The following is a 12,318-nucleotide window of genomic DNA, read 5'->3' on the forward strand; positions in this document are numbered from 1 at the left end:
GTCAAGCGGTACCCTCCGACGGTGAGCGGACGACATTCGCCGTCGGAGACGGCCCGGCGCAGTGGGTTCAGCCTCGACACCCTCCGGTACTACGAGCGGATCGGCCTGCTCAGCGGGGTGAGCCGCACGTCCGGCGGGCGTCGCGTCTTCACCGACGACGACCTGGGCTGGCTGGCGGTGCTGCGCTGCCTGCGCGACACCGGCATGCCGATCGCCGAGATGTGCCGCTACGCGGAGCTGGCCCGGACCGGCGACCACACCGCCCGGGACCGGCAGGAACTGCTGGAACGGCACGCCGAACGGGTCGAGGAGCAGATGGTCCTGCTCGGCCGCCAGTACGACCACCTCCGCGAGAAGATCCGCTTCTACGAGGAGCTGCGGGGCGGGCCCGAGAGCCCCGTACCGGTCGCCGAACGTCAGGACGCCTGACGCCGTGTCGACGCACCGGCCGGTGGTGGCCGAACGACTGCTCCTGCTCGACCGGGTCGGGTGGTTCGTCCTCGCCCGGCCGGTGCTGATCGAGGCCGGCCAGACCTACCGGGTCGACCACGAGGCGAACGAACTCCACGTGGACCGAGGTGCCGGCCGGAGCAGCCGGATCCCCGGCCGGACCTGCCGCTGACCGGTCAGCGGGCCTCGGCCAGGCGGGGCAGCAGCGGGCCCAGCGGCCCGACCGCGTCGGCCCGGACGACGAAGCGGGTGACGCCCCAGCGGCGTCGGTGTGCCGCGACCGCCGCGACGATCTCCTCCGGCGTCCCGATCAGCACGAACGGCGTGGCGAGGAGTTCGGCGACGGTCAGGCCGGTGTCGGCGGCGATGGGCGCGGCGGCGGCCGCCGCGTCGTCGGTCACCGCCACGTGCTGGACCAGGACCTCCACCGCGGGCGGCGCGGCCCGACCGGCCGCGCCGGCCGAGACGTGGGCGAGCTGCGCGTCGAGCTGGTCGGCCCGCCACCGCACGTCGTGCGCGTGGCCGTCGGCGAGGGTACGACCGAAGCCGGTCAACCCCACCACGTCGGCGTACGCGCCGGCCCAGCGCAGCAGCGTCGAGTTGGCCGTACCCAGGGTGAGCGGCACCCGGGCCTGGACGGGCCGCGGCCCGGTCAGCCGGGCCGACCGGACGACCAGCTCCGGGGTGTCCACGGTGACCTCCTGACCGGCGAGCAGGTCCCGTACGGACTCGGCGACGGCGACGCAGCGGCCCACCCGGGTGGCGACGTCGGGCCGTTCCCGCCCGACGGCCCGCCACTCGGCGGGGGTGTGGCCGGCGCCCAGGCCGAGTCGGGCCCGACCCCCGGAGAGCACGTCCAGGGTGGCCACGTCGGTGGCGAGCAGGATCGGCTCCCGGACACCGGCGTTGGACACGTACGAGCCCAGGCCGAGCGTCGAGGTCACCGCCGCGGCGGCAGCGAGCGCGACGAACGGCGACGCGCCGTGACCGGGGTGGTCGCCGGCGAGCAGGGCGTCGAAGCCGGCCGCCTCGACCCGCCGGGCCAGGTCGAGCCAGCGCGTCGCGTCGGTGGGGTTGGCCTGCACGGAGAAGATCGCCATCGCCCCAGCATCGGGGGTCCGGGCCGGCGTGGCGACCCCGTCGCGCCCGCTTCTGCCGAGGGCCGAACCGGGCCCGACCGGTCAGCCGGCCCGGTGCAGGGCGTCGAGGCGGGCGAGATCGGTGGGGGAGAGGCGCAGCGCGCCGGCCGCCACGTTCTGCGCCACGTGGTCCGGGTTGCCGGTGCCCGGGATGGCCAGCACGTTCGGCCCCTGGTGCAGCGTCCAGGCCAGCCGGACCTGGGCCGGGGTCACCCCGTGCGCCGCTGCGACGGCCCGCACCTCGTCGTGCTCCGCGCCGCTCGCGCCGGCCTCGCGTCCGCTGGTGGCGAGCGAGAAGAACGGCACGAAGGCGATGCCCTGCGCCGCGCACTCCCGGACCAGCTCGTCCTGGCCCGCCCGGTAGCCCAGGCCGTAGGAGTTCTGCACGCAGACCACCGGGGCGACGGCCTGCGCCTCGGCGAGCTGCTGCGGGCGGATCGCCGAGACGCCGAGGTGGCGGATCAGCCCCGCGTCGCGCAGCTCGGCGAGCGCGCCGAAGTGCTCGGTGAGCGGCTCCGGGCCGTACACCCGGAGGTTGACCACGTCGAGGTGGTCCCGGCCGAGCTGGCGCAGGTTCTCCTCGACCTGGCCGCGCAGCTGGTCGGGCCGGGCCATCGGCAGCCACCCGCCGGACGGGTCCTTCCCCGGCCCCACCTTGGTGACGATCACCAGATCCTCCGGGTACGGCGACAGCGCGGTGTTGATCAGCTCGTTGGCCGAGCGCAGCGACGAGAAGTAGAACGCGGCGGTGTCGACGTGGTTGACGCCCAGCTCGACCGCCCGGCGCAGCACCGCGATCGCCCTCTGCCGGTCGCTCGGGCCGCCGTCGGCGTTCGTGGTCAGCCGCATCGCGCCGAGACCGATCCGGTTGACCGTCAGGTCACCCAGTCGCCAACTGCCCGCCGCCGCGGCGTCGATCGTCCCCGTGGTCATGCTCTGCTCCGTCCCCGTGGTCGGCGCCCGGGTGCCGGCCGCCGGTTCCCGACACGCACCGTACGACGTTCCGGTTCAGCCCGCCGTCCCGCTCAGGTGGACGGCTCGTCGCGCTCCGGCTCGTGCCAGCGGGCCCGGTACGCGGCCTCGTTCGCCTCGTGACTGCTCCGCTCCTCGAAGACCAGCGCCCGCAGCGCCTGCCGGGACTCGCTGAAGACCACCACCTCGGCGGCCACCAGCCCCACGCAGATGACGGTCAGCAGGATCAGGCTGACCAGCGCCGGCAGCACGCCGGCGACCGGGATACAGCCGGCCAGCAGGAGCACCGTGCCGACCCGGGTCCACGAAACGGTGCCCAGCGTCCGGAACTGAAACAGCATGTTGCCGCACAGATAGCAGATCACCCCGCCGAACAGCAGCGCCTCAGCCGAGTGGTGGGCCGACTCGTGGATGGGGACGTTCGGGGCCGCGATCTGGTGCACGATCTGCTCCGCGCCCAGCGCGAACAGGATGATGCCGGCGATCATCGGTAGGTAGAAGTAGGCGTAGGCGTCCCGGGCCATGGCCACCCGGGGGCCGTCCTTCGCGGCGTGCAGGGCGATCCGGGCCGCCGGCCCGATGACGTCGTAGTGCACCCACCACAGGGCGGCGGTGAAGAAGATGCCGAGCACCGCGGCGGCGACCGCGGGCCAGGTCGGCGGCTGGCCGAGCAGATTGCTCCCCACGCCGACGGAGATGACCGACTCACCGAGCGCGATGATCAGGATCAGGTCGTACCGCTCGGTCCAGTGCTCGGCGGAGGCGACGCCCCAACCCCAGGTGCCGGCGATGAGGCCGGTGGAGTACTGGAGCACCACGACGGTGGCCCACAGCCCGTCCCGCAGCAGCGCCGCCGAGGCCAGGCCCGCCAGTTGCGGCGGGATCAGCGCGGCGGCGAGGAGCAGCATGGTGCTGCCCACCAGCTCCGGCGCGAACCGCATCAGCTGTCGGCGCTCGACCGGACTGTCCCGCACGGCGTGCAGGTAGAGCGACAGGTGGATGATCCGGATCACGGTGTAACTGACCGCCGCCACCATCGGGCCGGCGGCGTTGCCGCGCGGGTCGCCGAACGCCTGCGGAAGCGACAGGGCGAAGGTGAACAGCGCCGCCATCGCGATGGTCATCAGGACCGGGACGAAGCCCTCGCCCAACCGGACCCGGGTGGCGACCACGCTGTGCACCACCCACGACCACCAGAGCACCGCGAGCACCAGCAGGGCGTGCAGCAGCGAGGTCCCGCTCGGGTTCAGCGCGGTGGCCCGGGTGATGATGAAGAACGAGAAGACGAAGACCAGGTCGAAGAAGATCTCGAACCGGCCCACCCGGGCGCCCGGGGAGACCGCGACCGCCGGCCCGAGCCGCCCACGCCACCTGCCGCCGCCCACCGACCGAGTCTGTCAGCCGTACGGTCGGCCCCGGGCTGGAATCCGCGCAGCCGCCGCCGGCCGGCCCGAACAGAAGTGGGCGCCCCGGTCCAGGAGACCGGGGCGCCCATTCCGTGCGGGGTGTTACAGGCCCAGCTCGGCCTCGAAGTTGCCGGCCTCCAGCCGCTCCTTGACCGCGACCAGGAAGCGGGCGGCGTCGGCGCCGTCGATCAGCCGGTGGTCGTAGGAGAGGGCCAGGTAGACCATCGAGCGGACCGCGACGACCTCGCCCAGCTCCGGGTCGTTGACCACGACCGGGCGCTTCACCACGGCACCCGTGCCGAGCATCGCCGACTGCGGCGACGGCACGATCGGGGTGTCGAAGAGCGCGCCCCGGCTGCCGGTGTTGGTCAGCGTGAACGTCGCCCCGGCGATCTCGTCCGGGCTGATCTTGTTGGTCCGGGTGCGCTCGGCCAGGTCGGCGATCCGCTTGGCGATGCCACCCAGGTTGAGGTCACCGGCACCGTGGATGACCGGCACCATCAGCCCACGCTCGGTGTCCACCGCGATGCCGAGGTGCTCGGCGTCGGGGTAGGTGATCGTGCCCGCGTCCAGGTCCATGCTCGCGTTCACGATCGGGTACGCCTGGAGCGCCTCGATGGCCGCCAGGGCGAAGAACGGCAGGAAGGAGAGCTTCACGCCGTGCTTGGCCAGGAACGAGTCCTTGGCCTGCGCCCGCAGCTTGGCGATCCGGGTGACGTCCACCTCGACCACCGTGGTGAGCTGCGCCATCTCGTGCAGCGACTGCTGCATCCGCTTGGCGATGGTGGCCCGGATCCGCGGCAGCTTCTCCGTGGTGCCCCGCTTGCCGCTCGGCTGCGGCTTCGCGGCCGGCTTGGCGGGGGCCGCACCGGCGGCGGGAGCGGCGGCCGGCTGCGCGGCCGGGGCGGCCTTCGCGGCCTTGGCCTTCTCGGCCGCCTCCAGCACGTCCTGCTTGCGGATCCGGCCGCCGACACCGGTGCCGGTGATCGAGGAGAGGTCCACGCCGTGCTCGCCGGCCAGCTTGCGCACCAGCGGAGTCACGTAGCCGGCCGCCTCCTCGCCGCCACCCTGCACGGGTGCCGAGGGACGCTGCGGGGTCGGGGTCGGCGCGGCGGGCTGGGCCGCCTGCTCGGCCTTCGCCGGCTCGGCGGCGGTCTCCGCCTCCGCGGCCGGCTCGTTGTACGACATCCCCGGGGTCGGCTCCTCGACCGTGGGCTCCGGCTTCGGCGCGGGCTTCGGCTCGGCCTTGGGCTCCGGCTTCGCCTCGGCCTTCGGCTCCGGCTTGGGCTCCGCCTTCGGCTGGGCCGGGGCGGCACCGGCCGCGCCGATGATCGCCAGGTCGGCGCCGACGTCGGCGGTCTCGTCCTCGGCGACCTTGATCTCCAGCAGGGTGCCGGCGACCGGCGAGGGGATCTCCGTGTCGACCTTGTCGGTGGAGACCTCCAGCAGCGGCTCGTCCACCTCGACGGTCTCGCCGACCTGCTTGAGCCAGCGGGTGACCGTACCCTCGGTGACGCTCTCACCCAGGGCCGGCATCTTCACCGGGGTGCCCTCGCCCGACGGCGCCGGGGCGGCCTCGGCCGCCGGCTCCTCGACGGCCGGCTGCTCCGCCTCGGCCTGCGGCTCGGCGGCGGCCTCCTCGGCCTGCTCGGCCGGGGCCTCCTCCTGCTGCTGCGGGGCGGCCTCGCCGGCCGACTCGCCCTCACCCGCGATGACGGCCAGCTCGCTGCCGACCTCGGCGGTCTCGTCCTCACCGACGACGATCCGGCTCAGCACGCCCGCCGCGGGCGACGGGATCTCGGTGTCGACCTTGTCGGTCGACACCTCGAGCAGCGGCTCGTCGACCTCGACGGTGTCGCCCTCCTGCTTGAGCCAGCGCGTGACGGTGCCCTCGGTGACGCTCTCGCCGAGCCGGGGCATGGTGACCGATACCGGCATGTTCTCCAGACTCCTTCATTCCCCTGGTGGGATCTTCGCCCGTCGCCGGACGCCGCGGGTTGTCGTGTCAGGCGTGCGCGTGCAGCGGCTTGCCGGCGAGGGCCAGGTGCGCCTCGCCCAGGGCCTCGTTCTGGGTCGGGTGGGCGTGCACGAGCTGCGCCACCTCGGCCGGGTACGCCTCCCAGTTGAAGATGAGCTGCGCCTCGCCGACCATCTCGCCGACCCGGGCACCCACCATGTGCACCCCGACGACGGGGCCGTCCTCCACCCGGACCAGCTTCACGAAGCCGGCCGTCTTGAGGATCTGGCTCTTGCCGTTGCCGCCGAGGTTGTAGTTGTAGGTCTTGATCTTGTCGGCGCCGTACTGCTCCTTGGCCTTCGCCTCGGTCAGGCCGACCGACGCCAGCTCCGGGTCGGAGTAGGTGACCCGCGGGATGCCGGCCTCGTCGATCACGGCCGGGTTCTGGCCGGCGATCTCCTCGGCGACGAAGATGCCCTGCTGGAAGCCGCGGTGCGCGAGCTGGAGGCCCGGCACGATGTCGCCCACGGCGTAGACGTTCGGCACGCTGGTGCGCAGCCGCTCGTCGGTCAGCACGTAGCCGCGGTCCATCTTGACGCCCTGCTCCTCGTAACCGAGGTCGGCGGTGTTCGGGCCGCGGCCGACGGCGACCAGCAGCAGCTCGGCCTCGACCGTGTCGCCGCCGGAGATGGTCAGCTTGACGCCGTTCTCGGTCTTCTCGACCTTCTCGAACGGCTTGCCGACCTTGAAGTTGATCTTCCGCTTGCGGAAGGCCCGCTCCAGCGCCTTGGACGACTCCTCGTCCTCGGCGGCGACCAGCCGGGGCAGCGCCTCGACGATGGTCACGTCCACCCCGAAGGACTTCCAGACGCTGGCGAACTCGACGCCGATCACGCCGCCGCCCAGCACGATCACCGACGACGGGACCCGGTCCAGGGTCAGCGCGTGGTCGCTGGTGATGATCCGCTCGCCGTCCACCTCCAGGCCCGGCAGGCTCTTCGCGTACGAGCCGGAGGCCAGGATGACGTTGCGGCCGGTGTAGCGCTTGCCGTCGACCTCGACGACGTTCTTGCCGACCAGCTTGCCGGCGCCCGCCACGAAGGTGATGTTCTTCGAGCTGCCCACCAGGCCCTGGAGGCCCTTGTAGAGCCGGGCGATCACGCCGTCCTTGTACGAGTTGACGCCGGCCATGTCGATGCCGACCAGCTCGGCCTTGACGCCGAACTGCTCCGACTCACGGGTCTGGTCGGCGATCTCGGCGGCGTGCAGCAGCGCCTTGGTCGGGATGCACCCGTTGTGCAGGCAGGTGCCCCCGAGCTTGCCCTTCTCGATGAGCGCGACGGAGAGATCCAGCTGGGCGGCACGCAGCGCCGCCGCGTAGCCGCCGCTGCCACCTCCGAGAATGACGATGTCGAAGGTTGCGTCGTTCGGCTCGCTCACGTCCAACTCCCAGGTCGCGTCGCTGCTTCGGGGGTTACGGCGGAGTAACAGGCACACCCCACCTCGGTCATCTTGTCACCACCCCGGCCGGAGCGCGTACCGAGGTGCCCAACGACACGTCGCCGACACGTACGCTTGGCACCGTCTTCGATGACGGCGCACGGGGGGAGAGGGTTCGGTGGGTCTGTTCCGACGACGCCGACGTTCGGGCGTGGTGAGCCGCGAGCGGACCGTCGACCCCGCCGATCTCGACCACCTGGAGAACTTCGTCCGCACCCGGCGCGGGGTCGAGGCGTACATCGAGCCCCGGACCACCGTCACCGAGACCACCGTCATGCTCATCGCCGACGACGGCGAGTGGACCCGCCGCCGCGTGCACACCCCCGAGGCCGCCCGCCGCTTCGCCCACAAGCTGGCCATTCCGATCTACGACGTCCGCCTGATGGGCTACCCGCAACGCATGCGCGACTACAACGAACGCCGCAAACGCCGCCCCGACCTCTTCTGACCCCCGCCGCCCCGCCGCCCGCCGCCGCCCCCGGGCGGGGTCTCTTTCACGGAAAGAGTGGCCATTCCGCACGGGATGGCCACTCTTTCCGTGAAATTGTTGCGGGTCGTCGGGCCCGCGGGGTGGGTCAGCCGTTGGTGGCGACGTCGTCGACCAGGTGGAGCAGGGTGCGGACGGGGACGCCGGTGCCGCCCTTGGTCCAGTAGCCGGTGGGCTCACCCGAGTGGTAGCCCGGGCCGGCGATGTCGATGTGCGCCCAGGCCACGTCGTCGGTGACGAACTCGCTGAGGAACACGCCGCCCTGCAGCATGTGACCGGCCCGGTCCATGCCGGCGTTGACCTGGGAGATGTCGGCGACGGCCGACTCCATGCCCTTGCGGACGTCGTCCGGCAGCGGCATCGGCCAGGCCGGCTCGCCGGTCGCGTCGCCGGCGACCTTGACCCGCTCGCACAGCTCGGGGCTGCCCATCACGCCGGCGATCCGCTTGCCGAGCGCGATGACCTGACCGCCGGTGAGGGTGGAGGTCTCGAAGAGGTAGTCGGCGCCGTCCTCGCAGGCCCGGGCGATGGCGTCGGCGAGGATCATCCGGCCCTCGGCGTCGGTGTTGAGCACCTCCACCTTCTTGCCGCTGTACATGGTGATCACGTCACCCGGGCGGTAGCTGGTGCCCGACGGCATGTTCTCCGCCATCGGCAGGTAGCCGGTCACCGTCACGTTCGGCTTCAGCGCCGCGATCGCCAGCATGGCCGCGCCGACCGCCGCCGCGCCGGCCATGTCGGACTTCATCTCCCACATGCCCTGCGCCGGCTTGATCGAGATGCCGCCGGTGTCGAAGGTGATGCCCTTGCCGACCAGCGCGACCCGCTTGCCGTTGCCCCCGCCCTCCGGCGTCCAGGTCAGCTTGACCAGCCGCGGCGGGGCCTCCGAGCCCTGCCCGACGGCGATGATGCCGCCGTACCCGCCGGCCTTCAGCGCCGCCTCGTCGAGCACCTCGACGCCGAGTCCGGCCTCGCGCGCGGCGGTCGCCACGGCGTCGGCGAACGACGGCGGGCGCAGCTCGTTGGGGGCGGTGTTCACCCAGTCCCGGCTGAGCCGGACCGCGCCGGCCACCGCCTGCGCCCGGTCGATCTCCGCCCGGGCGGTCGCGTCGCCCGCGTCCGGCACCGCGACCAGCACCTCGGCCACCGGCTCCCGCCGGGTCGGCTGCGGCCGGGTCTTGTAACCGGCGAACCGGTAGCCGCCGAGCAGCGCACCCTCGGCGACCGCGCGCAGCGCGGCCGGGGCGTCGGCGTCGTCCGGCAGCGGCAGGGCCAGCGCCACCCGGGGCGCGCCGGCCAGGGCGCGGACGGCCCCACCGGCGGCCCGGCGCAGCGTCTCCGGGGCCGGGGCGGCACCGGTCGGCTCGGCGCCGAGGCCGACGGCGACGACCAGCGGTGCGGTGACCGTGCCCAGAGTGGCCAGCTTGATCACCTCGCCGGGGCCGCCGGTCGCGCCGAGCAGCGCCAAGGTCTCGGTCAGCTTGCCGTCGAAGGCGGCGGCGATGCTCTCCGCGCCGCTGGCCAGCAGCAGCGAGCCGGCCGGGGTGGCGCCCTGCTCCGCGGGCTGGCAGTGCACGCCGATCACGATCGCGTCGACGGCGAGTTCGGCGGGGTCGGTGTCGACCAGGCTGAGGGTGGTGCTGGGCGATGTCACTGAAGCCACTCCGGGCGGGCCGGGCCGGTCGCGTCGTCGCGTACCGGCGATGAAGGTCTCCGGCGGCAACCTACCCGCCGGACGTCGGGTGTGCCCGCCGATCGTCCCGACGGGTCCCGCCGATGCTAACGAGCCGCTCATACACCGGTAAGTTGCCACCCATGACCGAGGTGACCTCCGCCGCCGCCGCGACCCGGCTGCGCCGTTCCCCGCTGCACGAGCGGCACACCGCTCTCGGCGCCAAGTTCGCCCCCTTCGGAGGCTGGGAGATGCCGCTGGAGTACGCCGGTGGCGGCGTGCTCAAGGAGCACACCGCCGTCCGTACCGGGGTCGGCGTCTTCGACGTCTCGCACCTGGGCAAGGCCCGGGTCACCGGGCCGGGCGCGGCGGACTTCGTCAACGCCTGCCTGACCAACGACCTGGGCCGGATCGCCCCCGGCAAGGCGCAGTACACGCTCTGCTGCGACGACGCGACCGGCGGCGTGGTGGACGACATCATCGCCTACCTGCACGCCGACGACCACGTCTTCCTGATCCCCAACGCGGCGAACACCGCGCAGGTGGTGCACCGGCTGCGGACCGCCGCGCCGAGCGGCGTCACCGTCACCGACCAGCACGAGCGGTACGCCGTCCTCGCCGTCCAGGGCCCCCGCTCGGCGGAGCTGCTCGACGCCCTCGGCCTGCCCACCGCGCACGAGTACATGAGCTTCTCCACCGCCACCCTGCACGGCACGCAGCTGACGGTCTGCCGCACCGGCTACACCGGCGAGCTGGGCTACGAGCTGGTCGTCCCGGCCGAGCACGCCGTCGCGGTGTGGGACGCGCTCTTCGCCGCGGGGGAGGCGTTCGAGCTGCGGCCCTGCGGGCTGGCCGCCCGGGACACCCTGCGCACCGAGATGGGCTACCCGCTGCACGGGCAGGACCTGTCGCTGGACATCACCCCGGTGCAGGGCCGCTCCGGCTGGGCCGTCGGCTGGGACAAGCCGGCCTTCTGGGGCCGCGACGCGCTGCTGGCCGAGAAGGCCGCCGGCCCCCGGCGTACGCTCCGCGGCCTCGCGGCGGTCGACCGGGCCATCCCGCGCCCCGGCATGGCCGTGTACGCCGGTGACACCCGGGTCGGCACGATCACGAGCGGCACCTTCAGCCCCACCCTCAAGCAGGGCATCGCCCTGGCCCTGATCGACACCGACCCGAAACTCCCCGACGGCGACGTGATCGAGGTCGACATCCGCGGCCGCCGCGCCCCGCTCCGCCTCACCCGCCCCCCCTTCGTCCACCCCTCCGTCAAGTAACCCCCACCCACGCGCCCCCCACCCGCCCTCGTGCGTTGATCATGAAGTTTGCGTCTCCGGACGGCCGGATCCTGACGCAAACTTCATGATCAACGCGGGTGGTGTGGGGGTGGGGTGGGGGTGGGGGGTTACTCGGGGGTGGGGCGTTCGCCGGCGTCGAGGACGGCCTGGGTCCAGCCGCCTTCGATGACGCCGGTGCCGTCGAGGAGGGCCCAGTCGACGACGTCGGTCGCTTCGACCACCACGGGGGCGCCGATCCGGACGGTGGGGTCGGTGGCGGCGTCGCTGGCGCTGGCGCCGACGATCCGCTCCGGCGTCTCCCACGACGTCACCCCGGCCCAGACGAACTCGGGGCCCTCGTCGCCGGGCAGGCCGTACTTGACCACGAGCTGCGTCTCGGTGGGCAGCTGACCGGCCAGGAACCGGGCCCGGATGTCGCCCAGCCCGGCCCGGGCGGTGGCGATCGCCCGGCTCATCGCGTCGCCCGGCCGGGCGTACCGGACGTCGGGCTGGATGCCGGCGAAGAGGGTGGCGCAGGCCGCCGCGAAGTAGCGCCCGTCCGGCCCCGGGTGCCCGGGCGGCGGGCGGAGGCTGAGGAACGAGTCGGCGTCCGGGTCGGTCGCCGGGTCCAGTTCCAGGCGCAGCAGCACCGGAGCCGTCGCGCCGTGCTGCTCCGGATTGCCGTACGCGACGGCGATGTCGTGGCCGGTCACCGTGGCCAGCACCGGCAGCTGCACGAACGCCGGCACCTCCTCGCCGGCCAGCCCTTCGGTCCAGTCCCGCAGCAGCCGCCGCGCGGCGCCGGTCATCACCGCGCCCCAGGCCCGGGTCAGGTGGTCCGGTACGCCCTGGGTCTGCAACTCCAGCAGCCCGAACCGGCGCAGCCCCTTGGTGGTGAACCAGAGCCCGTCGGCGTCCGACGAATAGGGCACCAGCACCCAGTCGACCAGCCGGATCCGGCCCTGCTCGTCGGGCAGCGAGCGCAGCGCGGTCGCCGGGTCGAGGAACTGGAGGCCGAAGACGTCCACCACGTCCCCGTCGACCGTCTCGGCGACCGCCGCGGCGACGGCCCGGGCGGCCCACTCGTGCGCGGGCGGCCAGCCCGGCCGGTACTCCGCCTGCACCACCACCAGGTGGGTGGCGGCGGCCAGCCGGGCGAGTTGCGCCTCGGTGGCCCCGAACGCGGTGAGCAGGTCCGGCGGCAGCTCGGGGAACTCCTCGATCGGCCGGGTGTCCACGCTCATCAGCGGGCTGTCCAGCATCTGCTTCGCCAGCCCGTACACCGGCTCGGCCAGCCGGCCGGCGAGCCCCGCCACGGCGGTCTTCGGGCTGACCTTCGGCAGCCCGCTGATCGGCACCAGATAGGTGGCGTCCAGCGACTCCGGGACCGGTACGGGCAGGAAGTCGTCCGTGATGAGCATGCCGTCCCCCATCGACCGCGCCGCTGCTGTCGTCTCAGCA

The 12,318-nt window shown here is 73.3% G+C and carries 11 protein-coding genes; 4 read left to right on the forward strand and 7 right to left on the reverse strand.

Annotated features, from left to right (window positions below):
- Positions 1–21 precede the first annotated feature (21 nt).
- The gene (locus ABUL08_RS01665; protein WP_350933860.1) at positions 22–429 is read left to right on the forward strand and encodes a MerR family transcriptional regulator; all 408 of its coding nucleotides are present in this window, start codon (positions 22–24) and stop codon (positions 427–429) included.
- A 4-nt stretch (positions 430–433) separates the two neighbouring features.
- A complete protein-coding gene (locus tag ABUL08_RS01670; protein WP_350933862.1) occupies positions 434–622 on the forward strand; it encodes a hypothetical protein in 189 nt (62 codons plus the stop codon).
- Positions 623–626: 4 nt separating this feature from the next.
- Here ABUL08_RS01670 and ABUL08_RS01675 read toward each other — a convergent pair whose 3' ends face one another.
- From ABUL08_RS01675 to lpdA, 5 genes are all read right to left on the reverse strand, one after another.
- Positions 627–1,550: an LLM class flavin-dependent oxidoreductase gene (locus tag ABUL08_RS01675; RefSeq protein ID WP_350933863.1), complete on the reverse strand. Its 924-nt coding sequence runs from the start codon at positions 1,548–1,550 to the stop codon at positions 627–629.
- A gap of 81 nt (positions 1,551–1,631) precedes the next feature.
- Positions 1,632–2,522 carry an oxidoreductase gene (locus ABUL08_RS01680; RefSeq protein WP_350933864.1) on the reverse strand — a complete coding sequence of 297 codons (891 nt, stop codon included), beginning with the start codon at positions 2,520–2,522 and terminating at the stop codon, positions 1,632–1,634.
- Between the two features lie 92 nt (positions 2,523–2,614).
- Positions 2,615–3,946 carry a low temperature requirement protein A gene (locus ABUL08_RS01685; protein WP_350933865.1) on the reverse strand — a complete coding sequence of 444 codons (1,332 nt, stop codon included), beginning with the start codon at positions 3,944–3,946 and terminating at the stop codon, positions 2,615–2,617.
- A gap of 123 nt (positions 3,947–4,069) precedes the next feature.
- Complete coding sequence (gene sucB / locus ABUL08_RS01690) at positions 4,070–5,905, reverse strand: 2-oxoglutarate dehydrogenase, E2 component, dihydrolipoamide succinyltransferase (RefSeq protein ID WP_350933866.1); 1,836 nt, start codon at positions 5,903–5,905, stop codon at positions 4,070–4,072.
- A gap of 67 nt (positions 5,906–5,972) precedes the next feature.
- Positions 5,973–7,364, reverse strand: coding sequence for a dihydrolipoyl dehydrogenase (gene lpdA, locus ABUL08_RS01695; protein WP_350933868.1), 1,392 nt, complete (start codon positions 7,362–7,364; stop codon positions 5,973–5,975).
- Positions 7,365–7,542: 178 nt separating this feature from the next.
- On the opposite strand from lpdA, the gene ABUL08_RS01700 reads away from it, so the two are divergent.
- The gene (locus ABUL08_RS01700; RefSeq protein ID WP_350933869.1) at positions 7,543–7,872 is read left to right on the forward strand and encodes a hypothetical protein; all 330 of its coding nucleotides are present in this window, start codon (positions 7,543–7,545) and stop codon (positions 7,870–7,872) included.
- Between the two features lie 127 nt (positions 7,873–7,999).
- On the opposite strand, the gene ABUL08_RS01705 is transcribed toward ABUL08_RS01700, so the two are convergent.
- Positions 8,000–9,565, reverse strand: a complete 1,566-nt coding sequence (locus tag ABUL08_RS01705) for a leucyl aminopeptidase (protein WP_350933870.1) — start codon at positions 9,563–9,565, stop codon at positions 8,000–8,002.
- 161 nt (positions 9,566–9,726) lie between these two features.
- On the opposite strand from ABUL08_RS01705, the gene gcvT reads away from it, so the two are divergent.
- Complete coding sequence (gcvT, locus tag ABUL08_RS01710) at positions 9,727–10,857, forward strand: glycine cleavage system aminomethyltransferase GcvT (protein ID WP_350933871.1); 1,131 nt, start codon at positions 9,727–9,729, stop codon at positions 10,855–10,857.
- A 128-nt stretch (positions 10,858–10,985) separates the two neighbouring features.
- Here the strand turns inward: gcvT and ABUL08_RS01715 are convergent, their stop codons facing one another.
- The gene (locus ABUL08_RS01715; protein WP_350933872.1) at positions 10,986–12,278 is read right to left on the reverse strand and encodes a DUF2314 domain-containing protein; all 1,293 of its coding nucleotides are present in this window, start codon (positions 12,276–12,278) and stop codon (positions 10,986–10,988) included.
- Positions 12,279–12,318 lie beyond the last annotated feature (40 nt).

The sequence above is a fragment of the Micromonospora sp. CCTCC AA 2012012 genome (assembly GCF_040499845.1).
GTDB lineage: Bacteria > Actinomycetota > Actinomycetes > Mycobacteriales > Micromonosporaceae > Micromonospora > Micromonospora mangrovi.

What these genes read in the sequence shown, in the direction of transcription:
- ABUL08_RS01675 (WP_350933863.1), bottom strand. Translation starts at nt 1,550, where the DNA reads ATGGCGATCTTCTCCGTGCAGGCCAACCCCACCGACGCGACGCGCTGG.
- ABUL08_RS01680 (WP_350933864.1), bottom strand. Translation starts at nt 2,522, where the DNA reads ATGACCACGGGGACGATCGACGCCGCGGCGGCGGGCAGTTGGCGACTG.
- sucB (WP_350933866.1), bottom strand. Translation starts at nt 5,905, where the DNA reads ATGCCGGTATCGGTCACCATGCCCCGGCTCGGCGAGAGCGTCACCGAG.
- gcvT (WP_350933871.1), top strand. Translation starts at nt 9,727, where the DNA reads ATGACCGAGGTGACCTCCGCCGCCGCCGCGACCCGGCTGCGCCGTTCC.
- ABUL08_RS01715 (WP_350933872.1), bottom strand. Translation starts at nt 12,278, where the DNA reads ATGCTCATCACGGACGACTTCCTGCCCGTACCGGTCCCGGAGTCGCTG.